21 protein-coding genes are annotated in these 24,450 nt (G+C 59.5%); 10 read left to right on the top strand and 11 right to left on the bottom strand.

Annotated features, from left to right (window positions below; translation table 11 throughout):
* The first annotated feature begins 95 nt into the window (after positions 1-95).
* The 3 genes from R4P64_RS21430 (at position 96) to R4P64_RS21420 (ending at position 3,550) form a co-directional block, all read left to right on the top strand.
* A complete protein-coding gene (locus R4P64_RS21430; protein WP_317822626.1) occupies positions 96-266 on the top strand; it encodes a hypothetical protein in 171 nt (56 codons plus the stop codon).
* Between the two features lie 569 nt (positions 267-835).
* Entirely contained in the window at positions 836-1,267 is a 432-nt protein-coding gene (locus R4P64_RS21425; RefSeq protein ID WP_411742696.1) for a MerR family transcriptional regulator, read from the top strand.
* 1,368 nt (positions 1,268-2,635) lie between these two features.
* Positions 2,636-3,550: a M23 family metallopeptidase gene (locus tag R4P64_RS21420; RefSeq protein ID WP_317822625.1), complete on the top strand. Its 915-nt coding sequence runs from the start codon at positions 2,636-2,638 to the stop codon at positions 3,548-3,550.
* Between the two features lie 124 nt (positions 3,551-3,674).
* Here the strand turns inward: R4P64_RS21420 and R4P64_RS21415 are convergent, their stop codons facing one another.
* Positions 3,675-4,178: a hypothetical protein gene (locus R4P64_RS21415; RefSeq protein ID WP_317822623.1), complete on the bottom strand. Its 504-nt coding sequence runs from the start codon at positions 4,176-4,178 to the stop codon at positions 3,675-3,677.
* Between the two features lie 96 nt (positions 4,179-4,274).
* On the opposite strand from R4P64_RS21415, the gene R4P64_RS21410 reads away from it, so the two are divergent.
* Complete coding sequence (locus tag R4P64_RS21410) at positions 4,275-5,495, top strand: DUF6461 domain-containing protein (protein ID WP_219112448.1); 1,221 nt, start codon at positions 4,275-4,277, stop codon at positions 5,493-5,495.
* 147 nt (positions 5,496-5,642) lie between these two features.
* Here R4P64_RS21410 and R4P64_RS21405 read toward each other — a convergent pair whose 3' ends face one another.
* The gene (locus R4P64_RS21405; RefSeq protein ID WP_317822622.1) at positions 5,643-6,278 is read right to left on the bottom strand and encodes an isochorismatase family protein; all 636 of its coding nucleotides are present in this window, start codon (positions 6,276-6,278) and stop codon (positions 5,643-5,645) included.
* A 145-nt stretch (positions 6,279-6,423) separates the two neighbouring features.
* Here R4P64_RS21405 and R4P64_RS21400 point away from each other — a divergent pair, with 145 nt between their 5' ends.
* A complete protein-coding gene (locus tag R4P64_RS21400; protein ID WP_317822620.1) occupies positions 6,424-7,422 on the top strand; it encodes a GlxA family transcriptional regulator in 999 nt (332 codons plus the stop codon).
* Between the two features lie 507 nt (positions 7,423-7,929).
* Here the strand turns inward: R4P64_RS21400 and R4P64_RS21395 are convergent.
* The 4 genes from R4P64_RS21395 to R4P64_RS21380 all read right to left on the bottom strand — a co-directional run bounded on the left by R4P64_RS21395 (position 7,930) and on the right by R4P64_RS21380 (position 11,473).
* Positions 7,930-8,826 carry an SDR family oxidoreductase gene (locus tag R4P64_RS21395; RefSeq protein WP_317822619.1) on the bottom strand — a complete coding sequence of 299 codons (897 nt, stop codon included), beginning with the start codon at positions 8,824-8,826 and terminating at the stop codon, positions 7,930-7,932.
* An 87-nt stretch (positions 8,827-8,913) separates the two neighbouring features.
* Positions 8,914-10,404: a trehalose-6-phosphate synthase gene (locus R4P64_RS21390; protein ID WP_317822618.1), complete on the bottom strand. Its 1,491-nt coding sequence runs from the start codon at positions 10,402-10,404 to the stop codon at positions 8,914-8,916.
* Positions 10,401-10,913: an STAS domain-containing protein gene (locus R4P64_RS21385; RefSeq protein WP_317822616.1), complete on the bottom strand. Its 513-nt coding sequence runs from the start codon at positions 10,911-10,913 to the stop codon at positions 10,401-10,403. The genes R4P64_RS21390 and R4P64_RS21385 overlap by 4 nt, the downstream gene beginning before the upstream one ends.
* Before the next feature lie 68 nt (positions 10,914-10,981).
* Positions 10,982-11,473 (bottom strand): hypothetical protein, encoded by a 492-nt coding sequence (locus tag R4P64_RS21380; RefSeq protein ID WP_051730259.1) that lies wholly within the window; start codon positions 11,471-11,473, stop codon positions 10,982-10,984.
* 442 nt (positions 11,474-11,915) lie between these two features.
* Here R4P64_RS21380 and R4P64_RS21375 point away from each other — a divergent pair, with 442 nt between their 5' ends.
* Positions 11,916-12,914, top strand: a complete 999-nt coding sequence (locus R4P64_RS21375; RefSeq protein ID WP_045064418.1) for a DoxX family protein — start codon at positions 11,916-11,918, stop codon at positions 12,912-12,914.
* Positions 12,915-12,978: 64 nt separating this feature from the next.
* Here R4P64_RS21375 and R4P64_RS21370 read toward each other — a convergent pair whose 3' ends face one another.
* From R4P64_RS21370 to R4P64_RS21355, 4 genes are all read right to left on the bottom strand, one after another.
* On the bottom strand, positions 12,979-14,358 hold the full coding sequence (locus tag R4P64_RS21370) for a glutamate decarboxylase (protein ID WP_033231603.1): 1,380 nt from the start codon (positions 14,356-14,358) through the stop codon (positions 12,979-12,981).
* 84 nt (positions 14,359-14,442) lie between these two features.
* Entirely contained in the window at positions 14,443-16,428 is a 1,986-nt protein-coding gene (locus tag R4P64_RS21365; protein ID WP_317822614.1) for a YhgE/Pip domain-containing protein, read from the bottom strand.
* Between the two features lie 3 nt (positions 16,429-16,431).
* Entirely contained in the window at positions 16,432-17,169 is a 738-nt protein-coding gene (locus R4P64_RS21360; protein ID WP_230589996.1) for a hypothetical protein, read from the bottom strand.
* Positions 17,170-17,269: 100 nt separating this feature from the next.
* A complete protein-coding gene (locus R4P64_RS21355; RefSeq protein WP_045064413.1) occupies positions 17,270-18,550 on the bottom strand; it encodes a metal-dependent hydrolase family protein in 1,281 nt (426 codons plus the stop codon).
* Between the two features lie 178 nt (positions 18,551-18,728).
* Between R4P64_RS21355 and R4P64_RS21350 the strand changes: the two genes are divergently transcribed.
* Positions 18,729-19,370: a hypothetical protein gene (locus R4P64_RS21350; protein WP_033231599.1), complete on the top strand. Its 642-nt coding sequence runs from the start codon at positions 18,729-18,731 to the stop codon at positions 19,368-19,370.
* A gap of 165 nt (positions 19,371-19,535) precedes the next feature.
* Here the strand turns inward: R4P64_RS21350 and R4P64_RS21345 are convergent, their stop codons facing one another.
* Positions 19,536-20,525 (bottom strand): linear amide C-N hydrolase, encoded by a 990-nt coding sequence (locus tag R4P64_RS21345; RefSeq protein WP_317822609.1) that lies wholly within the window; start codon positions 20,523-20,525, stop codon positions 19,536-19,538.
* Between the two features lie 874 nt (positions 20,526-21,399).
* On the opposite strand from R4P64_RS21345, the gene R4P64_RS21340 reads away from it, so the two are divergent.
* The 3 genes from R4P64_RS21340 to R4P64_RS21330 all read left to right on the top strand — a co-directional run bounded on the left by R4P64_RS21340 (position 21,400) and on the right by R4P64_RS21330 (position 24,405).
* Complete coding sequence (locus R4P64_RS21340) at positions 21,400-21,567, top strand: DUF1049 domain-containing protein (protein ID WP_230589995.1); 168 nt, start codon at positions 21,400-21,402, stop codon at positions 21,565-21,567.
* Between the two features lie 125 nt (positions 21,568-21,692).
* The gene (locus R4P64_RS21335) at positions 21,693-22,682 is read left to right on the top strand and encodes a linear amide C-N hydrolase (RefSeq protein WP_033231596.1); all 990 of its coding nucleotides are present in this window, start codon (positions 21,693-21,695) and stop codon (positions 22,680-22,682) included.
* 91 nt (positions 22,683-22,773) lie between these two features.
* Positions 22,774-24,405 carry an MFS transporter gene (locus R4P64_RS21330; RefSeq protein ID WP_317822608.1) on the top strand — a complete coding sequence of 544 codons (1,632 nt, stop codon included), beginning with the start codon at positions 22,774-22,776 and terminating at the stop codon, positions 24,403-24,405.
* Positions 24,406-24,450 lie beyond the last annotated feature (45 nt).

Raw genomic sequence — 24,450 nt, 5'->3', positions numbered from 1 at the left:
AGTGGACAGCAGAATACGAGCAGCCGAATCGCTACCAGTGCAACACGAGACGCACCTCCTCGTTCAGCGGTGCGGTCTCGCGACAAACGCGACATGTGCAACGGAGAGATGCACATCCGTTGCGGCGCGGACTGAGCGCAAAAACGAAAGTCACTCTCATCGTCCTGCTTGTCCTTGCGCTCATCCTCGGGCCAGTGCTGCTCGTCGTTCTCTTGCTGGCACTCATTGTTACGGGGTTGGTCGCGGCGGTTCGCGCCGATGGATAAAGGGTGATGTTCGAGATCCATGGGCGGAGGTGATCGCCGATGCCAACACCCCTGCCGCAGAGCGATACCGGACATCAATCCTGTCGTGGGTGCAAGGCCTCGTTCATGTTCTCCACCCCGCGCGCATGCGTCGACAGATCCGCCCGTGCGGTACGCACCGTAGTACCGCGACTTCGCGATCCTGGCCCCGTGAAGTCCTCATCCGACCTCGATACGTCACGGTCGAGACCCTCCTGAGACGCTTCGAACTCCTCCCTGTCCAACTGGGCGCGGAGCAAGGAGTCGGATTTCGGGGTATTTCGCATAGGAGCATTGTTCCAGACGCCACTGGAAAATTTCTGTAGCGACGAGGGTAGACATTTGGTTCAAGTCGTTGTAAGTTTTCTCTTGCAAGGAAGAAAGAACCAAGAAGTGCGGGAGAAATGAACTACCCGCAAGCGGTACCGCAGGGCAGGGTCGCGTCGAGGCCGTTGGTTGTGTTGTCAGTGTGTACGACCTCGGCAGCCCCTTGAGAGCGGCTACCGGACAGCATGTTTGGGTCCGGGAGCTCGAAAGAGTGCAGTTGTGTAATGGAAGTTCAACCCCGACCCCCGGCGGCCTCTACGGCGCCGGGGGTCCCGTCCGTTAACAGAAAGAGGCCACTCATTCCGGCTGAGCTCCCTGACAGTGCGCTGTCCGACAAGTTCGACGACGAGGACTATCCGGCCTACAGCATGGGCCAGGCCGCAGATATCCTCGGTGTCAGGCAAGCTTTCCTACGCAGTCTCGACGCCGCTAAGCTCCTCGCTCCGCAACGGTCCGAGGGAGGGCATCGCCGTTACTCTCGCTACCAACTCCGGATCGCTGCGCGCGCTCACGAGCTTGTCGCCAATGGCACTGCTCTGGACTCGGCGTGCCGCATCATCATCCTCGAAGATCAACTTGCCGAAGCGCGTCGTATCAATGCCGAACTCCAGCAAGCCCGCCATACCGAGAACGACGCCGGCACTGCGCCCGAATAACACCGCGCCGGACTGCCGCCGGTCAGCTCGCGGCGATGTCCGAGATCTGGCCGTGCCGTGGTTGCCGGTCGCTAACGTGGATGTGTTCACGCCCACTCTGCTACAGCTTTTGTGTCGAGGTCGGGAGCGTTGCGCTGCCGTCGATTCGTTCTTTGTACCCGTCCTCTGACGTTCATCCACGCATTCCGTCACGTTGGTGCAGGGTTTCAGGAATTGTGGGATGGGTAACAGTGGGGAAGGTGGGTTGAATAATAGGAGTGACATGGATCCAGTTGTTTGGACGGAATCCGACGAACGCGAGTCTTGGTGGCGTGAAGTTCTGGGAATCGACAGATATGGACAGGATTAAGCGATCACGGGCAGGTCCAGCGACCGGCGCGCGGCACACGACCTTTAGCTGGAGACCGCGCACGAACCGTGCCTCTGCGTCCCAGTCGTGCGAGATAAGTGCAGTTGACAGCACTATTCGAGAAAAAACCGATTGTCCGCACTGGTTCCTCCATGGCCGTGCAACGCGCATCGGCAAAACTGAAAACGGGTACCGAAACGGGTAATTCAACCGGTACGGGTAGGTACCCGGTGCTGCGGTGAAGTGGCAACGAAACCAAACAGCGGGTTTTAATCGGCGTCTTCGCTTGACTTCCGAACTCGGGGCACTCGCCGAGCCTTCCGAGGGTGCAGTCTTTGGAGCAGAACGCGTTGCTCGCCGCGAGTAGCATCTATGTCGCGGCGTCGCTGCCCGGTGTCATCCGAATTGAATTGGCACGCATCAGATTTGGATTCTGTTATGAACGAGCCCAGCTGATGGAGCTTTCGTTATCGGATTGGTATCACGGTGAGCTGGAGCAGTGGTAAAGGCCTCCCGGCATTGCGTATTCCGATCGCACGGATTTGCCTAGAAATCGTGCTCAGTTCGAGGTCGTGAGCGATCGTTGAGTCGCGATATCGACCGGTCGGGTCGAAATCACCAAGTCAGGTATGCGCCTGGGTAATTCAGCCGTCGCACGCAGCTTCTGGACGCGGCATCGTATGAAGTGCTTCAGTCCGCAACGCAAGGATCTGCATGTTTCACCCCGTGATTCCCGACAACTTGGGTAGGCACCCGCCCCGTTGAACAAGCGTCGAAAAGCTATCGGTTCGGTGACGAAAAGCTATCGGTTCGGTGACGTAGCTTCGACGCCCCCCGACGAGGGTTCGCGGTATCGCAAAGCGTCCACAGGATGGGCGCACCACTGGGCGAGGCCTGCGCCAATTCGGCGCATCTTTACAAGTTCATTCCAACGAGGTTGGTGCTGAAGGCCGCGCAGCTCAGCACGCACTGAGTGCCGCCTGCATGCACCTGCTCCGACCACATCAGTCAAGGAAAATATGAGTAAGCACAACAAACGCAAGACCTCCACCACAATTCGTTTCATCGCCGTAACTGCAGGAGTGGGCTCTCTCGTGGGCGCCGGGGCAGTAGTGAATTCCGGTATGGCCGGTGCACAAAGCTGGTCGGCGAGCTGTAACTGGGAGTGGCCGGTAAATGGCTCACTCTCGCAGGGCTACCACGGAGGGCACGACGGCGTCGACTTCGCCGTTAACGTCGGCACGGTGCTCCATGCGCCTACGTCGGGCACGATCTCTGTTGCCGGACCGAACGATCCAGGTGGATACGGCACGTACATCCAGTTGGAAGCAGATTCGGGCGAGCAGATCCAGATGGGTCACCTCTCCGAAACGTGGGTCGGTGTCGGAGAGCGCGTTGCGGTCGGCGACCAGATCGGCGCAACGGGCAACACCGGTAGCTCCACCGGGCCACACTTGCATCTCCGCATTCACAGTGGCGGGGCCGTCGATCCCATGTCCTTCCTGAGTTCGGTCGGCGCGTGTGAAACTGGCGTGAGCAGTGCACCTGCACCTGCACCCGAACCTGCACCTGCACCTGCACCCGAACCTGAACTTGCGCCTGCACCCGCACCAGAACCGGAACCGGAACTCGCGGCCGCGCCTGCACCGGAACTCGCGGCCGCGCCTGCACCGGAACTCGCGCCTGCACCGGAACCCGTGCCCGCCGCTGATCCGGCTCCGGTTGTCGAGTCTGAGGTATCCGAACCCGCACCGGTAGAAAGCATTCCGGAGGTAGAGGCTCCCGTATCGGGCGAATCGGTGGTTGTTGCAGCCGGCGATACTTTGTTCGAGATCGGTGCAGAGCGAGGCCTCACCTGGCAGGCGGTCTGGGACATGAACCCACAGATCGTTGATCCTGACCAGATCTTCGTTGGTGACGTAATCAACCTGTAAGTCCATCGCGTCCATCTGGTTCAGCAGCGAGGCGAATTCAGAGTTCCAGTAGATGCGCGTGAGTGCTGCAGCCGGGCCGTACATTACGGCCCGGCTGCTGTCGTGCTCGGCGGCGAAACGTAGTTCAGATATTGCTGAAATCGGAGATCACTTGATCAAATGCGCCCGTGCGCCCGGGTGTCACGACTTTTTCGAAAATCGTCAGTACGCACTCGTCGAGAGCATCCACTACCGCGAGCGATTTTCGGGTGACGGTGTTTCTGCGGGACCAGCGTCCACGTTCCATGCGCGCCAAAGGGATTCCGTCACGCAGCGCCGTTGCCTTTCGACCTGATGTGTGTGCGAAGAGATACGTCCGGTCTGCGATCGCGACTTCACATCGTTTGTTTCTCCGGCGCATCGCCTTTGGCTTCTGATCGAGGAATGTGCCGATCGTGCCGTCGGGCAAGCGGAGTACGGCAGGATGGCCTTTGCGGAGCGTCAGCGTGTCGCGCTCGATTCCGTCGACGGGAGTCGGAAACAACTCGCCGCGCAGAATCCCCGTGGGGTCGAATATCGTTATTATCGAGTCTTCTTCGGCAACTTTGACGAACCACCCGGTTTCTGTGGGCCTGTAATTCCAATTCATGCGGGGGATTATTCCTTCTCCCTTCAGGCCTGCCCCGGGTTGGTGACGTTGCCGAAACCGTACGTCGTTTGACGGGCGTTGTGGCAGCGTGTGACTGTGCCTACTTATCACGACTATTTATGGCTTCAGCCATACCTGGACAAGCGATTCGCCTTCGGATACTGCGTTGCCGTCATCCCCGGTCGCTCTCCGGCGGAGGTGCTGAGTCTCCTTGGTGCCGCGAGTTCGGAATCGGACTCGGACATGCAATCGGAGGCAGTTGGCGTTGCCGAGGTCGGCGAGGTGGAACTAGATCTCGCGGACCAGGCCGTCGCCGTCGGGTTCGGTGGTGTACACGTGATCGCGGTTGCAGCGATAGACGGCGATGACACGTTGTTGATCCAGCTCAACGGCGGGTCCTTCGCTGTCACCGAAGCGCTGATGCGGCCGCTGCTACCCGATCGCGAGGTGGTAGCGCACTCTCTCAGCGTCAATGCCGACAGTCAGTTCATCTGGTGGTCGAACTGCGAACGTGTGGCCGCGTTCGAACTGTTCGGATCCGGCCCGGTGATCGGGGACGAGCGAGTCGTGGATCTGATCTGGGAAGTCGGTGGAATCGGAATCGACGACGATGCGCTCAACGAACCGGGCGAGCATGCCATGGAAGGCGCTTTTGCTTTGGCCGAGCGGATCACCGGTGTGGCTGTAACCGCCGAATTGTTTGAGGCAGGACCATTTACGGTCGCAGTTGTACCCGGCGAGGGGCGGACCCTCCAGGTGGATCGTCGCGCTGCCCCGATACAGAACCCACCCTCGCAGTGGCGCGAGGTAGCGCGACACTACAAGGCTGCGGAGCGGATTCCGCTGCACGGAATGATGTTCAAGGAGAGGCCTCCTGGCGGTCGCCCCAGCGCGGAACTCGAATTCTGGTTCAAACCTCGCACCTGTATCCGTCTGGCTGACGACGAAGGAGTGCTCTTTCTGCAGAACCGGCAGAAGCAGACATGGTTCCGCACCGACGGTGTGCTCGAAGTACGAAGCGGTGGTTACAGTCTCGATATTCACATCACGCAACTTCTCCAGATACACAGGACTTGGCCGGACGCTCGATTCGCCGACCTTCTTCCGCCGGATACGGCCGGCCGTGCAGTAGAGGTCAATGGGCGGCGCGCGTGGGAGTTCGAGATGCCGCCGGACTGGGCGGGTCTTGATTCCACTGTTGCGTTCGACGAGGAAACCGGAATTCCGTTGCGGTGGAAAAATAAAACGTGCACCCATGAGATATCGGAGCTGGAAACCGGGATCGACATGGGCGACGGCTTTTTCACCGGTCCGTGACAGCATAAGTTGGCGAGCATAGAGGGCGAGGGACGTATACCGTGTCTGGCGAGCAATCAACAACTGAACCGGTGCCGACCTGGTTTCGGTCGGCACCGGTGCGGAGTCGAAACACCGATCCGATTGCCGCCCTGTGCTATTGGGATGTCAGCTTGTCACGGACTCGCGCCCTTGGATCGCCGAGACCACAAGATTGCTCTTGGGTAGACTCGTCCCGGAATGTACGGCGCCGGCCCACTCGGTTGTCGTCGTGACCGCTGCGAAGTTCGATTGCAAAAGAACCATGAGTGTCTCGTGCAGTGACTGGGCCGACACCTGCCCCGCCTCGTTTGCCAGATGGATCGATCCGCTGGCGTCGGAAAGAATCTCTGCGGAGAACCCGAGAGCCTCAGCCTCCACGGCGGTGCCGAGGTCGCAGTTGTTGGTCATGTAACCGACGATCGTGATGGTGTCGATGTCTTTCGCGCGCAGCCATTCCGCTACATCTGTGCCGGCGAATACGCTCGCGTACTGCTTGTGCACTCGCTTGGTTGCCGGATCGATATTGCCCTCGAGCTCCGGGTGGAGTGACCATCCGGGCGTACCTTCGACAAAGACCGGGGCGCCTTCGGGCATCTTGTGCTGAACGACGACGACGGGAACGTCGTTCGCACCGGCAATCTTGACGGCGCGAAGGATGTTGGCCAGCGATTCTTCACGCGGTGGGTACTGGATCTGCAGAGGCCCGTCGAAGTACTCCTGCTGGACGTCGACGACAATAAGGGCACGGCGGGGTGTAGGCACGGTTCATCACTCCTGAAGGCGGGTCGATTTCAGTTCCGGATCGGTTATCCGTGTTGTTCGTCTTCCATTCTTCGGTAGGTTCGTATGCACCGTGAGTGGCACGGGTGCATACTTTCGATGATTTTGCGCCAACGTTGGGAGATCCATGCGAATCGCGGTGTACGCGTTTGACGATGTCACGATGTTTCACCTTGCGGCACCGATGATGGTGTTCGGTGAGGTGGGTCGCCTCGGACTTGCACACGGCTGGGAAACCCGGCTTTGGTCCGACCTAGCGGGCGCGGTTCGGACCACCGAGGGGTACTCGATCGGCGAGGTAGCGGGACTGCGGACGCTCGACTGGGCCGACATCGTGATCATTCCCTCATGGCCGCTACCACTTTCGCCGATCAGCAAGCTCTTGCGAGCCGAACTTTCCCGAGCGCACTCCCGCGGTACACCGATCGTAGGTCTGTGCCTCGGCGCTTTCGCTCTCGCTGACGCCGGACTCCTCGACGGTCGCTCGGCTGTCACGCACTGGGACATGATGCCCACGCTTGCCGAACGCCACCCCAGCATCCGCTTGGACGAATCGGTGCTTTACATCGATCATGGCGACGTTATGACGTCCGCCGGGACGGTGTCCTCGGTCGATGCGTGCTTGCATCTTGTGCGGAAACACCTCGGATCCGCAGCGGCCACCCGCGTGGCGCGAAACCTTGTTGTTGCGCCGCATCGAGAGGGTGGCCAGGCTCAGTACATCGAGAGACCACTTGCGGAATCTGCCGGCGACACAGCTGTTGCAGACGTGCTGGAATGGGCGCTCGGTCGGCTTGGTGAGCCGCTTTCCGTCGAACGCCTCGCGGGTCAGGCGCGGATGAGTCGGCGAAACTTCATCCGTCAGTTTCGTCTTGCCACAGGGACTACGCCGGCACGGTGGGTTCAAGAACAACGACTGGGTGAGGCTCGAGTTCTCCTGGAGACGACAGACTGGAGTATCGATGCCATTGCAGGCGCGTGTGGGTTCGGGAGCGCTGTCACCTTCCGGCAGAACTTCGTATCCGCGTTCGCAACCACTCCTTCCTCGTACCGGAAGCAGTTCGCCGACCACTCTGGCAATGGTCGTGTCGACGCACTCTCGACGTCGGCTAGGCGAAATGAGTAACTGTCGCGGTCAATTACGACAGCCGTCACGGACAGGCTGGAACTGCGCCGGTAAAACAGTTTCAGTTCCTGGTAGGCGCTGTCGGCACATCGCTCGGATGTGAACTAGACCACTCTGCGTTTACGTTCAGGCACGGTGGGGCGGTTACGGTTTGGTCCGCCGACGAGATGTTCACACCTGAGGTCGGCGGACCACCTGAGTTGCGCATTGGCCTACGTTCCCTGCAGTCCGCTCGCTCGAATGTCTGAACGCTTTCGGCCTATATGCGGGACCAAGGTCTTCAACTCGGGTTGGTTGTGGCACACTTCCAGCTATGTGGTGGATTGTCGGAATTGTCGTAGTTTGGATCGTCCTGGGAGCATTAGTGGGGCTCTGGATAGGTCGGTCGATCAGCCACACCGATCTCGAGGAATCGGCCGCCGAACTGCGCCGTACAGCGAATCACGACAAGCAACCGAATCGTTGCGGGGACTAGAGGGGGCAGGTGAGTGCGAACGGCGGCGGTCGTCAGGTAAGTGGCTTACCGCCGGTAACTCCGATGACTTCACCTGTGGTGTAACTGGATTCGCCGGACGCGAGGAACACGTAGGCCGGTGCGAGTTCGGCCGGCTGGCCGGCTCGCCCGAGCGGTACGTCGTCCCCGAATGTCTCGAACTTCTCCTTGGGCATCGTCGCCGGAATCAACGGGGTCCAGATCGGCCCTGGAGCAACGGCATTGACTCTGATCCCTTTCTTGGCGACGTCGCCGGCTAGTCCTTTCGTGAAGTCGATGATGCCGGCTTTGGTGGTGGCGTAGTCAAGGAGCTCAGGCGAGGGAGCGGCGCCTTGGATGGATGATGTATTGACGATCGTTGATCCTGGCTTCATCACGGCAATCGCATTTTTGCAAAGCCAGAAGAGTGCGTAGAGGTTCGTTTTCATCACGCGATCGAATTGTTCGGTGGTGATGTCGGCGATCCCGCCGAGCTGCACCATCTGAAAGGCCGCATTGTTCACCAGGATATCGAGGCCGCCGAGTTCGCGGACGGCAGTCTCCACAAGTGCAGCGCAGTGCTCTTCGGATCGGAGATCGCCTGGGACTCCCACCGCTTTCCGGCCCGCCCGCTCGACCCAGTGGGCTGTTTCCCGCGCATCTGCTTCTTCCTCGTCGAGATAACTCAGCACCACATCTGCACCTTCACGAGCGAAGGCGATCGCTACTGCTCGCCCGATTCCGGAATCTGAGCCCGTGATGATCGCGCGGCGCCCCTCGAGACGTCCGGTACCGCGGTAGGTGTGTTCGCCGTGGTCGGGGGTAGTGACCACCTCAGCCGTGAGGCCGGGGTGCGTTATCTCCGGCTGCCGGTCGCGTATCGGCGCGGAATATTGAGTGGTGGGATCCTGCATTGCGTACTGGTCAGGCATGTTGAACCTCCGCGTGCTTTCCGGTTAATCAGGCTCTGGATCGAGAGCCCTGCCTTTCGTCGATGTCGTCGGATGGTCGTTCGCCCGTCATGCATTGACGGCGAGGTCGTGTTCGGTGTCGGTGAGATCGCGGACGGTGCCGTTGGCCGCAGAATCTGTGAGCGTAGTGAGAAATGAGTGGGCCCACCTGTGGACGTCGTGGGACATGACTTGACGGTGCAGGGCGGACATGCGGCGTCGTCCTGATTCTGCATCTTGGTGGAGCGCCGTCATGATCATATTCTTCACACCGTCGAGATCATGAGGGTTTACCAAGTAGGATTGTCGCAATTCCATTGCAGCGCCGGTGAACTCACTCAAAACGAGTGCACCGCCAAGGTCGCCGCGGCAGGCTACGTACTCCTTGGCAACCAAGTTCATTCCGTCGCGTTTCGGCGTGACAAGCATGACGTCGGCAGCCACGAACAGTGCGATCAGCTCGTCTCGTGAGACCGGTTGATACAGATAGTGCACGATCGGGTGACCGATCTGAGCATGGTCACCGTTGATATGCCCCACGTGTTCCTCGATGACACCGCGGAGATCGATGTAGTGCTGCACGCGTTCGCGACTGGGGGTGGCCAGTTGCACCATGACCGTGTGCTCGGCATCGAGACGTCCTTCGTCGAGTAATTCTTTGATCGCTTCGAGTCGAAGGTCGATGCCTTTGGTGTAGTCCAGCCGGTCCACGCCGAGAAGGATTTTGTCGGGGTTTCCGAGTTCCCGCCGGAGCTCGATGGCGCGAGCAACAATCGTGTCGTCCTTGGCTGCGGCTTCGAGTTCGCGTGAATCCACGGAGATGGGGAAGGCGCCTATATTGACGATTCGATCGTGGGTGTGGACCTGTCCCAGAACGCTCCCTACTTCCGTTCGGGTGGTCTCCAATTCGAGAAGTCGGTGTGCGAGAAAAAGGAAGTTGTTGGCGCCGCCGGGTAGATGAAAACCGATGAGGTCGGCACCGAGCATGCCTTCGATAATTTCTCGGCGCCACGGCAGCTGCATGAACAGTTCGACTGGTGGGAAGGGGATGTGCAGGAAGAACCCGATCTCGAGATCGGGGCGCAATTCGCGCAGTATCTTCGGTACGAGTTGCAGCTGATAATCCTGTATCCAGACCGTCGCTCCGGGAGCGGCGCATCGTGCAGCTTCCTCGGCAAATCTGCGGTTGACTGCAGAGTACGAACCCCACCAGTTTCGATCGTAGGTAGGCGGTACCAACACGTCGTGATACAGAGGCCAAAGGGTGTCATTCGAGAAACCTTCGTAGTATTCCGCAACCTCCTGCGACGACAACGAGACTGGGTACAGCGCCAAGCCGTCTTCCGTGAAGTGCTCGACGTGTTCGTCCGGCACTCCGGGCCAGCCCACCCACGCACCACTTTTTGCTCGCAAAATCGGTTCCAAAGCCGTCACCAAACCGCCAGGACTTCGTCTCCATGATGTGGTGCCGTCGGGACGGCGTTCCAAATCGACAGGTAGGCGGTTGGCGACCACGACGAAGTCCGCGTGGCCCTCGCCATTTTGGCGAATGTTGTTCATGAGGAAGTTCTTTCCGTTGCGGAAGCGGATACGAAAGCTCCAGCTTCCGATAGGGAGCTGAAGACATCGATCCTGGTATCGAATTCCATCAGTTCGAGTAACCGTATGGTCCTGTGATCGGTTGCGAGCGCCCAGGTGATGCCGAGTCTGTTCACGCGCGCTGCCAGAGCGCTCAGGATGGACAGTTCAGCAGTGCTGCGAAAGTGGCAGTTGGTGCAGTCGATGACAAAGGGGCGTCCTTCATCGCTGATGTCTTGCAGGTGAGCGCCTAACGAAGCCAGGGACGTTGCGTCGATTTCGCCGCGAACGCAGAGGGCGGTGACCCCGTTGATCTCGGACAAACTGGCAAACAACACGTCAGAGGGGTATGCCGGGTCATGTGAATTTCCAAGCGCACCGGCAAGGCTTGTCAGCTCTGGGCGATGCGTAGCATCAGCTCGATCGTCCGAGGCTCGGCTTGCGGTGTCGCGCCCGCCATCGTGTCCGGATGAATTGTCTGTGGTTGTCATGCTGCCCCCGAGGTGAGAGTGTGTCACCGCATTCGTGTGCATTTCACCCCTGCGGTGGCATCGACGCTTCAGTTCTGTTCACTCTTCTCTTGCCATTCTTCGACGGGAACGCCGAGATGGTCGGCTAGACGGTTCATCGTTGCGGCAATCTGCTCCTCCGTGACCCTTGGGAATTGCGCCGCTTGGCGGAACTCCGCGTCCTTGACGCCGGACCAGTCGTATACCTGGGTGAGGCCGGTACTGCCTTCCGATACGACGTCGAGCCGCCACGACCAACGCGTGCCGCGAGGCTTCATGCCTTGGCGGTTCGGAATCCAGCCGATCTCTTCGTTGACGCGGTATACGAATACGGTGTTCTCCATGACGTACTCACCGAGTGCCGGCTGATACATCTGCATCGTGAACGTGTCGCCGACACCGTTCAGCGGCTTCGGATCGATTGCTCCTCTGAGCATGTCGGAGCCATCGATCGTTGCCTGTACCTCGGGGTTCGCCAGCGCGGCGAATATAGACGAGGTGGGTGCGCCGATGACGCGCCGGACGATGAGTTCGTCGGGCATGTGGGACTCGCTTTCATTGATAGACAAAGGTTTTCGTGCTCCATCGCCAGCCGAGGCGTACGGCTCCTTCGTGAAGTGGGTGCCGATTTTTTCGCGGTTGTGTCCTCCAGCTTCCCGCCACCCGCACGCGTCGTCTTTCTGTCTGTCTGTCAACTACCAAAATCTATACCAGCAAGCATAGATAATTGGCAATACTGCGATCGTAAATAACCATCTGAACTGGCCTCGAAACGCCGAACTGAGCGGAAAATGTCCACTGGAACGCCCAGTGATGGCTCGACTGCCCAACTTCTTCGCACAAAATCTGTATTGTGGCGGTTAGATTTACTGTGCGCGACGAACCGAGCGGTCGACGACGAGAGCCTGGCGAGTACGTAGTCGGATCGAATTCTTTCGTTGATCGCTGTGGTGAATTACGAATCTATATCGGGAGGCTTGAAACATGTTGGTACGCAGAATCGCTCGTCCGTTGCTCTCTACGTTTTTCATCGCAGGAGGAATCGATGCGCTGCGTGATCCTGCCCAGCGAGCAGTTCAAGCGGCGCCATTGATCGACAAATGTGTCGGGACGTTGCCCGAAGCGGTCAAGCAGAAGATCCCTGCTGATCCGGAAACGCTCGTCAAGATCAACTCTGCAATCCAGATCGGGGGTGGTGTGTTGCTGGCCAGCGGCAAAGCGCCCCGCCTTGCGTCGATAGCCCTCGCTGGCAGCCTGGTGCCCACCACGCTCGTCGGTCACGATTTTTGGAACGAGACCGATCCCTCGGTACGCGCGATGCAGCGTACGCAGTTTCTCAAGAATGTCAGCTTGCTCGGTGGGTTGATAATCGCATCCGTCGACACCGAAGGAAAACCATCTCTGGGGTGGCGCGGACGTCGCGCCGCAAAAAAGGCGCGGGCATCGGTTGTCGCTGCACTTCCGCTGGTCGCGGCACAGGGCCATAACGCTGGTTCTCGTGTCGAACATGCAATGGCTGTGGCATCGGAGCGTGGCTCCGAACTCGGCGACACTGCCAAAGCGCACGGTACGGATTGGATCGAACTGGCCAAGGAACGGGGTTCGGGGATTGCGGAGATCGCAAGCAAACGAGCAGCGGAACTTGGCGAAGCTACAAAGGAGCGTGGGCCGGATCTCTTGGAGGTCGCGCAGAAGCGTGGCTCCGAACTGGCAGAGATGGCGCGCGAGCGAGGCTCCGAACTCGCCGATTCGGCTTTGGAGCGTGGCACCGAACTCGCCGAGACCGCGCGCGAGCGTCGGGCTGAACTGGCAGACTTGACGCGCAAACACAGTGCCGAGATCGCAGAACTTGCACGCGCGAAGAGCAACGACTGGGCCGAGGTTGTATCCGAACAAACCGAGGTGCAGGGAAAGCGCGCACGTAAACGTGCGGAGGCAGCACTCGAAAAGGTTCGCGCCAAGAAGGACGAATTGGCACACTGAATATGTTGAAGAATAGGTCAGGCCACCTTCGGCCGGCCTGACCTATTCAGGGTGCATGTGGCGGTCAGTGTGCGAATGCCTTCCTCGCAGGTCGGTCGGCTGCGCTGTTCCTGAGTTGTTGGACGACTTCGTTGATCGCGGTTACCAGTTTGTATGCGAGGTCTTGACTGAAGCCTTCGCGTAACACGATGCGCAGGACGGCGACATCTTCGGCATCTGCGGGCATCGTGTACGCGGGAACTTGGAAGCCGCGTGCTCGCAGTTCGTGAGAGATGTCGAAGACGGTGAAGCCCGGGTCGTCGACGACTTCGAAGGACAAGACCGGGATGGCGGTGCCGTCGGTGATGATGTGCATGTTGTCTATTTTCGAGATCGCCGCGGACAGCATCAGTGCGGTATCGCGTAGAGATTCCATGATCTGGGTGTAACCAGCTACTCCGAGGCGGATGAAGTTGTAGTACTGCCCGACGACCTGATTACCTGATCGGGAGAAGTTCAGGGTGAAGGTCGGCATGTCTCCGCCAAGGTAGTTGACGCGGAATACCAGATCTTCGGGTAGATATTCCTTTGAGCGCCAGACCACGAACCCGATGCCCGGATAGGTCATGCCGTACTTGTGGCCGCTGACGTTGATCGATACAACACGTGGAATCTTGAAGTCCCACTTCAGTTCCGGGTGCAGGAACGGGACCACGAAGCCGCCACTTGCCGCGTCGACATGCAGCGGTACGTCTGGGCCGCCGTTGGCCGCGATGTCGTCGAGTGCTGCGGCGATCTCGGCAACGGGTTCGAGTTCGCCGGTAAACGTGGTGCCGAGAATCGCGACCACACCGATGGTGTTCTCGTCGACAGCGTCGCGGACCTGTTCGGGGGTGATCACGTAGCGGCCCTTGGCCATTGGCAGGTATTTGGGTTCGACGTCGAAGTATCGGCAGAACTTTTCCCATACAACCTGGACGTTGCTACCGAGGATGAGATTCGGTTTCGTAGCGTCTTTGCCTTCCTGCTCGCGGCGTTGCCGCCAGCGCCACTTGAGGGCGAGTCCACCGAGCATGACGGCTTCGGAGGATCCGACTGTGGAGACCCCGGTCGCGGAGGCAGGGTCGGATGTCAGTCCTTCTGCGTGAAAGAGGTCGGCAACCATGTTGACGCAACGAGTTTCGATTTCCGCTGTTGCTGGATATTCGTCCTTGTCGATCATGTTCTTGTCGAACGTTTCGGCCATCAGACGATCAGCCTGAGGGTCCATCCACGTGGTGACAAAAGTGGCGAGATTCAGTCGTGAACTACCGTCGAGCATCAACTCGTCGTGGATGAACCGGTATGCCGCTTCGGGATCGGATTCGGCTTTGGGTAGTCGTAGCGCGGGAATCGGATCCGTGCCGAGCCTGCCGGTGTACGCAGGTGCGAGGGTTTCGGTGGGAGCTGCAAAAATATCTGACATCTTTCTCCTCCAATAGTCGAACGAGCGATTGCGGATCAGTCGGACAGTCCAGAATCGAGTCGGAAGTTGTAGCGCCGCAGCGCTCTACACTTCGATCGACGGGTACAGACGTTCCATCGTGTAGCGGCGGTTGCGGCGTACCGAGAGTGCGCTGATCGTCATCGATACGAGCAGAATGCCGGAAAGGACGGCGATTGCTGTCCAGAGTCGCGAATCGACGTGTTCGGCGGTGATGAGTTGCCGGAGTCCGTTGACGGTATACGTCATCGGGTCGAACGGATGGATGTATTGAAATGGCGTGGCTGTCGTCGGTACCGGATAGATTCCGCCGGCGGAGACCAACTGCAGCATCAGGAAGGCCAAGGTCACCACTCGGCCGACTGCAACTCCGAAGAGAGCATTGAACATCTGAATCATCGCCAGATAGGTCGCCGAGACCAGCATCAGGAACAGGATCGTTCCTGGAACGTGTTTGACGTCCAGGCCCACTCCGATGTGTACCACTGCGTACATGGTGATCACTTGGAGGATACCGATGAGCAGTGCCGGCCAGTACGAGGCCAGAACTGTTCGATACAGGCCAAGATTGCTGATGGTTGCGCGGGATTGTAACGGGGTCAACAACATCCAGGTGATAATGCAGCCGACGAACAGGGCCAACGACAGGAAGAAGGGTGCGAATCCCGTACCGAACGTTGGCGCCTCGTTCGTGTAGTCCTGCTTGAGTGCGACTGGAGTGGACAGGGTGTCCGCGGTAGCTGTGCGTTGATCGTCAGTCCAACTCGGTACCTGCCCGGCGCCCTTTGCGAGTGCGTCGGCCAGTTCATCCGAGCCCGATTGCAGTTCCACCATTCCCGAAGCGAGCTGATCGGCTCCGCTCGCGAGCGCGAAACTGCCATCGGTCAATTGGATCAGTCCGGAGTTCAAAGTCGTGGCTCCGGAACTGAGCTGGTCGGCGCCGTTGCGTAGTTGCCGCACGTCTGAAGCCAGTCCACCGTTTTGCAGGAGTGCGAGTCCGGATTGCAGGGGACTGGTTGGATCCGTCAACTGGTATTCGAGTGCGCGTGCGTCTTCGCTGAGGCGACTGATTTCCGCTTGTAGTGCGGCAGTGTCACTTTGGGGTTGTGCTGCAGCGAGTGGGGTGAGTGCTGCAACGGCCTGTTGTGCGAGAGGATCTGTGCTGGGCCCGAGAAGGTCGAGCACCCGCTGGACCGCTGGTGAGACGGTGACTTGTGGCGGCTGGGGGAGGCGATCGCCGAGAGCAGTGAGGGACTGCCTCAGCTGTGCCGCTTGGGCTCCGAGGTCGGGCACGTTGCCGGCGTCGAGGGCGTTGAGCAATGGATCCGCGACACCGTCGATCGCCGTGGCGAGTTGCCCGGCGCCGGCTGCGAGCTGCGCAGACCCATCGCGTGCGGTAACCATGTTCGTGGAGAGCTCGTCGGCACCGGAGCTGAGTTGATCCGCTCCGGCCTTGGCTGTGTCGATACCGGTCGCGAGGGTCTTTGCTCCGTCGGCAGCCTGGCCCAGGCCCGAACCGGCGGTCTGCAGACCTGTCAGGACCTGGCCGACGCCTTGGGCGCCGATGGTCGAGTTGACCTGGTTGATGACCTGTTCGGAGGCGTCTTGACCGATGATGGTGGCCAGATAATTATTGGCGTCGTTGAAGGTGAAGGTGAGATCGGCCTTCTCGGGGTTGTCGCCGTTGGGTGATTCGACAGCGTCGCTGAAGTTCTCGGGCAAGGTGATCGTGAAATAGTACTTGCCGCTGGAGAGCCCGGCTTGGGCTTCTTGATCCGAGACCTCCGCCAAATCAAGTTGTCCGGAGGCGATGAGCGATTTGACGACTTGATCGCCGGCGTCGACTTGTTGTCCTGTCGATGTTCGTCCTGAGTCGTTGTTGACAATCGCAGCGGGTATTTTGTTCACCTCGCCGAAGGGGTTCCAGAAGGCCCACAAGTACATCGCGCCGTACAGCAACGGCAACAAGATGATGGTGACGATCGCGATTCGTGGCAGGGTGCCGCGGGAATAGCGTTTGACATCGCTGCCCAGAGATATACCTGCGAGCATCAGTCACCTTCCTTCGGTCATAACGCCGATATCGCCGGCTCCGAGCAATCCGTGCATGTTCACCACGGCGTGGACGCCGGTATCAGGCGGGAGTGCGTTGACATCTGCAGTGATCACCGACTGGTGCTCGCCGAGTGCAACAAGCCGTTGCAGCAAGGCGGCTCTCTCGAGGTCGTCGGCGATTTTGTCGATGCGCCCGACAACGAGCAATGGCGGGCGTTTGGTGTTCGCGACGGCGATCCGCAACAACAATTGTTGGATTTCGGGAAGGTCGTCGACGAAGGCATTGAGCGGGGGTAATTCGATGTCACCGAACGTGTCTGCGCACATGTTCGCGACTTCCACCTCGCTCGCGCGGGGAACGATTTTGTACCACGGAGAATTCCATCGCAGTTGTTCGGTCACCATGTCACGTACGGTCACCGACGGTCGGACGTCGTCGAGTTCGTTCAGACATGCGATCGCCGAGATGGCCAAGATTCTTGTCGGATTGTCGTAGCCGAGTACGGCTAATGTCCCCGCGGACAATCGCATTCGTCCGCACAGTGTCATCAGCAAGGCGGTTCGCGCGGCGCCGGCCTGCGCGGCCAGCACCGTCACACCGCCTGCGTCGATATCCATATCGAGTGGACCGAACACGTGGCCCCACGGTCCGTGTAATTCGATGCCCCGAGCGGAGACCAATGTCCCCGCCGCTGCTTCGGCGGGTAATTGCCAACTCTCTGAACTGGTTTCAACCAATTTGAGGCCTCCCGACCTTGGTGCGGCACGGCGGCGCGGAGCTACGCGAGAGGTCCCCGGTGGGTTCGTCTCGTGGAGGATCACGCATCGACGAGAGATGTCACAAAGTGTCTTTCACTACCTGGCCGTTCTTGACGATGACCCTTAGGCTCTTGCCTGGATCTGCGAGCAGGTTGAGGTCCTCGAGTGGATTTCCGTCGACGAGTAGGACATCCGCCCACGCGCCCTCGGTGATCACTCCGAGTGGTGCCTGCCTGTAGGGATCCCGCTCGCCGGCGAGCCGGAAGAGCTCGGCATTTCCGGAGGTGAGCATCCGAAGGGCGTCGACATTGCTGTAATGGTCGCCGAGTCGGGCGGCCATCTCGCTCTGCCGGGGTGCGATCTGCGGTTCGAGCAAAAGATCTGTGCCCCAGGCTGTTTTGACGCCGTGTTTGCGGGCCCAGCTGTAGACGTCATCGGTACCGGTACAGATCTCGCGGTCCTTTTCTGCACGGCTAGGGTCGGGGTAGTGATGGTCGCCCAAGGCGAAGGGCTGCATCGAAAGCCAAATGTCCTTCTCGGCCATCAGCGCGATCGTCGCCTCGTCGGCGAGATGGCCGTGTTCGATGGATTTCACGCCGGCATCGATCGCGCGGCGAATGCCGGTGACGTTGTAGACGTGGGTAGCGACGTAGGTTCCGTAGTCGGTGGCGGCATTCACCGCTGCACGAAGTTCGGGATCGGTGAACTGGACTGTGTAGAGAGGGTCGTACATCGACGCTGCGCCGCCGCCGACCATCATCTTGATTTGTGAGGCACCCTTTTTGAGTTGTTCGCGAACTGCGGCCAATACCCGCTCCGGACCGTCTGCGACGCGCATGAAGCCGATTTCTTCGGCCCGACTTTGCTTTCCGCCCAAAGCGGTGGGGCATTCGTAGACGAATCCGAAGTCGCCGTGCCCGCTGGTCTGCGAAATAGCGGCCTGGGAGGGATAGATTCGAGGCCCCTCGAACAGTCCCCGGTCGATCACCGATTTGATGCTGCTGGTGTCGCCGGCCATGTCCCGGACCGTGGTGAACCCGCGGTGGAGCATGTTCTTTGCCTCGGCGAGGCCATTGAGCGCGATATGCGCTTCGCTGCCCATCACCATATCCATGTATGAATTGGCGTTGCCGACCAGATGCACGTGAGCGTCGCTCATACCCGGCATCAAGACTCGATTTCCACCGTCGATGACGGTGGTCTCTCGGCTCGGGTCGTCTCCGATCGGGGATTGCGAGACTCCCGCAATCGTCTCTCCGTCAATCAGCACGTCACCCGAAACTACTGTCGCAGCGACGCCGTCGAAGATACGAACATTGCGGAACAGTAAACGATGTCCAGCTTTTGAAGGGGCTGTCATAACTCGCACGCTAACAGTGAAATTCGGACATTGAGGGCAAATAACGAAAAATCACCCTATTGATTCGGTAACGATCAGACCTGGCGAACCGATCCGGAGATGCCGTCGTAGACGGGGGGTATGCGCAAAATCTCGGATCCTCGAAATAATATGTCGGAGTTGAACTACACTGCGGCGCATGCTGATTCACCCGACATTACGGATGCAGTCCTGGGGCTTCGTGATCGGATCGACTCTCTTCGCGCTCGGTTCGGCACCCTTCCTTTCGTCGCTCTTCGGTGCCGCCCTCGCGAACGTTTTCTTTTTCGCCGGGTCCTGGTTTTTCACCGGCGCCGCGTTTATCCAGTTGATACTCAGTGGATCGGCCACTACTTCCGACTCCGGTAAGCCTGCAATCCGTGCCGTGTGGTTATCGGCAGCAGTGCAGCTTCTCGGCACGATACTGTTCAACATCAGTACCGGATCAGCTCTGCACGACCTCAACGTGCAAGGAGAAATGCACCTCGTCTGGAATCCCAACGCGGAGGGCTCTATCGCATTCCTCGTTTCGAGCGGTCTTGCTGTGCTTATCCTGTGGCGCGCGAAGACGTACTGGGCGCCGCGATCGACGGAATGGCAAAGCGTCTGGCTCAACACATTCGGATCCATTGCTTTCGGCGTATCTGCCGTCGGATCGTTCATACTCCGTGACGGAAATACACTTGATCCCAATATGGCCAATATCGGCACCTTCGTCGGTGCGTTGTTCTTCCTGTTCGCCTCCGCGGTATTCCTGGGAAAAAGCACCCGGCCAGTGTCGGCAATGGCAGAAGCGGTCTGAGTGCACCAGTTTCATCATCGTGAGGAAACAGCGGTGCGTACGTGAGGAATCGTGAGACACGATCTAGCAATGTTTATCGCGCGATATGATCGCGCGAATACCGGCGGTTATGTGCGCTGCCCATATCTTGCAAGCGCATATAACCACCGATAATTCGGGTACCGATCAGGACGGTAGGGCGAGGAACTTCAAAGGTGCGGTCTCATCGAAGCGGCCGGTGACATTTCCGGCCAGCCCACCCTCGAGAGCGGTGTCCCCGATCAGGTCGAGCTTGCCGGCGGGAGCGCCCTCCTCGAAGTTCAATTCACTCAATTCGACCCAGACGACATTGGGTCGAGTTGTCGACTCGAAGACGTATCGCTTGTTGGTGAGGTCGGAGACGGTCTGCCAAATCGTCTGCGACGCGTTCGGCTTGTCGGGATCAGGGATGCGGAACGGTTGCGCGGTGTTACGGATGACGCTGAACATGCCGGCGATTGCCTCGAGTTGGGTCTTGGGTTCGGGAAGGCGTCCGACGTAATACGCTGCGCGCGCGAACCTATCGGAGGCCACTGTGGTTCCGGGAAGTGGCCTGTCTCCACCGAACCCTTGGACCTGCTTCAATAGTTCGATCTGCTTGTCGTAGGTGGGGGAGTTGGTCATCACGCGGTAGTCACGGCTGTGCCACACGTTGGGCTTTCCGTCGATGTACTCGATGACTACGGAGTCGCCGTTCCCATCGTCCAACGCGAGGTGCACCGCGGGTACTTCACCGGTGCTCGGGTCTCCCAGTGGGACGACTTGGACACTGGTGTCCTCGATCCAGGCCACTGCTTCGTCGACGGTTGCGAAGTTGTCGAGGAAGTACTGCATCCAGACCGCCATGCTCAAGGCGGGTTTGCTTTTGTCGTGCTCGCCGTACGTTGATTCGGAGAGCCAGAGGATATGCCCGGCGAGGCCGACTTCGTTCATCCCGTCGACGGTCATCATGTCGTACGCGCCTGCCACGACGCTGCCGTATCGGGCTACCCAGGACAGTTGGCCGCCGACGCCGTCGTCTCGTTTGATCCCCCGAGGCATAACCCACAGGTTCGTGGCGGTATCCCGGTGGTAGTCCATGTTTCGACCGACGAGAACCGCTCCGCCGGGTTCATTCCAGATGACGCGAGTGCACATACTTTCACCTTTCCTGGATCAGATGTGGGACGAATCAACTGCTCAGGCAATGGTTATTGGAATGCCCTCCGATTATGGCGCACGAGGTCCGCAACTCGGCAGGCGAGCGCACGATTCATCTGCGTTATCGGTGGATAGTCCGTAGTCGCTGTGAACAATCGAGTCCAATGACCAGCAGCGCGAATTACCCCGCCGGTCTTCATGAGGTATCTGCTTTTCACCTCCGTGTACAGGCGCCTCGCTGCCGTTTTCGACGTATGTCGCGGATCAACGCGTTCCAAGAATTGCCGTCTGACAAAGGGTCTGAAAGAAGATGTGTGCAGGCAACTCTCCTTTGTTTTGTATCACGAGTCACGTGTTTGCATGGGCATACGGCACATTGGCTAGGGGTGAAATCGTGGGTGAATTTCGCGATTTAGTGCGTGATGTACACGCATGATGTGTCAGGCGAACGGCACCTGCCGCATGTAGCAAGTGGTCGATCGGCCGGCCGGACAAAGGCAGTGACAAGGAGGGTGGTTAGTCTAAGAATTCGCCCTAATCGACCATCGCGCTGCGTCTCACGTGTTAGATTTCGATTGTTCCAATCTTTGTCGTAGCGCCCGCCGAGTCCGGCTCGGATTTCTCGGGCAAGTTTTTGTGACTGTGCCGACCAGCCGTCCTCGTAGACACGGATGTCTGGATCAATTCCTCAATGGTCGGCGAACCGTAACCGCGGGCAGTCTCACGCACGCGAAGTTTCCCGCTCGGAAAGCACGCATCCTCGCAGACCGATTACTCACCGACTGCGGCGACGAAAGGTAGCTCCCATGAGTTCAGGCGCCCAGATCGACTCCGCCCCATCGTTACTCACCCACGTAACATCCTCGCTGCGGTGTTGGTGGTTCTGACCCTGATCTTCATCTTCCAGAACCGGAGCGAAACCACGATCAAACTGTTCTGGGTATCCGTGCAGTCACCGCTCTGGCTCACCCTCGTCGTGATCCTCCTACTCGGCTGGATCGCCGGCCTTCTCACCCGCCGTAAAAAGCCAACCAACTGAATTCGCAAACGAATAGCTGTCGGTGGCCGGGATCGGCTGTCGCGGAAAGGTCTTCATAGTTCAGGTGCGTAGCAGAAGAATATCGGCAAACACTGGTTCTCTCGAAATCTACAGAAGGTGAAACGATGTGTACCAGAGTAATTTGGCCTGATGCCGCGGGGTCTGTTCTCGTCGGCCGCAACATGGACTATCACCGCGACACCGGGACAAATCTGTGGTTGCTTCCCCAGGGGGTTGAACGCAACGATGGCGTCGGCGGTTCCCTCAGTTGGACAGCCGAATACGGCAGCGTCGTGGCTGGCGCATTCGACATGATGTCGGTGGACGGCATGAACGAGGCTGGACTGGCGGGCCATATCTTGTGGCTCGCGGAATCGGATTACGGTAGTCGTGACACATCGAAGCCAAGTCTGAGCATGGCGATCTGGCTGCAGTACTTCCTGGACAACTTTGCCACTGTTGCGGATGCCGCCGCCTGGATCGTCGATTCCGACGTCCAGGTTGTACCGCTGGGCGATCCGGCGACTGGCGAGGTGCCCGCCGTTCACCTTGCGTTGGACGACGCGACCGGCGATTCGGCGATCATCGAGTACCTCGACGGCAAGGCGACCGTCTGGCACGACCGTGACTACCGTGTGATGACCAATTCCCCGTCCTTCGACAAGCAAATCGAACTTCTCAAAGAGGTCGACGGGTTCGGTGGCACCAAGCCGCTACCGGGGACCACGCTTGCGTCCGACCGGTTCGCTCGCGCAGCATATTACGTGGGCCGGCTGCCTGAGCCGAAGAGCGAGGTCGAGGCGGTGGCGGGAATGTTCAGCGTCATCCGCAATGCTGCGCAACCCTTCAGGATCCCTGATCCCGACAAACCCTATGCCTCGCAGACGATTTGGCAGACCGTCTCCGATTTGACCAACAAGCGGTACGTCTTCGACTCGACTACGCGACCCAATGTCTTGTGGGTGGACTTCGACAAGCTGGACTTCAGTGTGGGCGCGCAGGCAGGCAAGCTCGACCTGATGGGCGACACGTCCCTCGAAGGCGGACTCGCCGGTAACGTCTCTCGCCGCTTCGAGGAAACACCGCCTATGCAATTTCTGACTCTGCCGGCCTGATCGACAGCAGCCGGCTCTCCCTGCGTGGGTGGTCAGCTCACCGTCGGTTATGCCATCGCCGCGACATCATCGATCCCTGAGGGGTGTACATATGGATACTGCGGATCAGCTGCCTTCCGTTCCTGTGGCAACCGAGCGTGCGGTCGACGCTCAACTCAGGGCGAGTTGGTTGCCGCTCGTGCTCGTGTGCTGCACCGGTTTGGTCTCGGTATTCAACGCTACGGTGTTGCCAATGGCGATCAGTCGGATCGTCGACGGGCTGGACACCACGATCTCAAACGTGCAGTTGGCCATCGTCGCGTACGGCGTGTTCGTCGCAGCCTTCACGATCACGGGCGGCAAGATCAGCGGGGTGCTGGGTGCTAGAAACACTCAGATGCTCGGCTTGAGTGTCTACGCCGCGGGAATGCTGTCTTGCGTTCTGGCACAGAATGTCTCGGTTCTTATCGCAGGTGAGGCGATCGCCGGACTCGGCGGTGCTCTTCTTGTGCCCAACGCGCTGGCGATTCTCGGTCAGACATATTCCGGCACGCAGCGCACCGTTGCGGTGTCGGTGCTGGCGGGTACAACCGGAATCGGTGCGGCGCTCGCTTTGCTGGTCGGTGGATTCCTCGTGCAGGCCTGGGGTTGGCGAGCACCCTTCGTGCTGCTGCTCGTCGTAATTGCAGGAACGAGCGTCGTCGCGTCCCGTCTACGGCTACCCCGGACTACGTTCCGAGGGACCATCGACAAGACGAGTATCGCGCTTTCGGCCGTGGGCGTGCTGATGTTGGTCGCCGCCATCAATCAGATCGGATCGTGGGGGCTTGTCCTCGCCGCCGAGGGTGCTCCCTTGAGTGTGCTCGGCCTCTCTCCCGTGCTCGCGTTGGTAGTGATCGGCGGCCTGGTGCTCCACACGTTTGTCGCGCGCCAACACGAGTTGCTCGACGCTGACAGGACACCCCTGCTCGCCCCTCAGGTGTTCGGCTCTGGGCTCAACCGTGCGTGCCTGAGTGGGCTGGTCGCGGTGAACCTGTTGATGGCCGGAGTGAGCTACCTGCTGCCGCTCTATACGCAGATGGTGCTTGGCAAGAGTCCGCTGGGGACGGCACTGATGCTGATACCGATCTCCCTTGCCGCACTCGCCTCCGCTGCTGCCACACCAGTTCTGATGCGAATGATAGCGTGCCGTTGGCTGTTGACAGCAGCCCACGTGCTGGCTGCCGCGTCGGTGATACTGCTGGCAATGACCATCTCCAACCAATGGTCAGGTGCGTGGACTTTGATCAGTGAGGTCGCCTTGGGCCTCGGTATCGGAGTGGGACTGAGTGCGGGCAGTGCATTGCTCATGGAGACCAGCCCACCGTCTCTCTCCGGAGAGATCGGCAGCGCTCGGGGAATGGCGAACTTTCTCGGCCTGTGCACGGGTACCGCCGTCGCGGGGGCCGTGCTGATGTCCGTGCTTGCGCAGTCCGCCTCGGTCCGTGTCGCCGACGGATCGGATCTACTGTCGGACAGCAGAATTGAAGTGACCACCAGTTCGGTCAGTTTCGTCGAAAACGACGACCTCCGAAGCCGCCTCGCGGGAATGGAGTTGACCTCGGCGCAGCTCGACCGGGCGGTGGAGATCAATGTCGAATCCAGGTTGGTTGCGCTGCGTGCGAGCCTCTGCGTGCTCGGGTTGGCGGCGCTACTCCCGATCGTGACGTTCAGGCACCTGCCATCCCGGCGGGAATTGGATTGATTTGTCGCCGACTCGATGCGCGCTTGGTGTGGTGAGTTGGAATGC

Source organism: Rhodococcus sp. IEGM 1366, from assembly GCF_033142425.1.
Lineage (GTDB): Bacteria > Actinomycetota > Actinomycetes > Mycobacteriales > Mycobacteriaceae > Rhodococcus_F > Rhodococcus_F globerula.
This window is presented reverse-complemented; position numbering and strand designations above follow the sequence as displayed.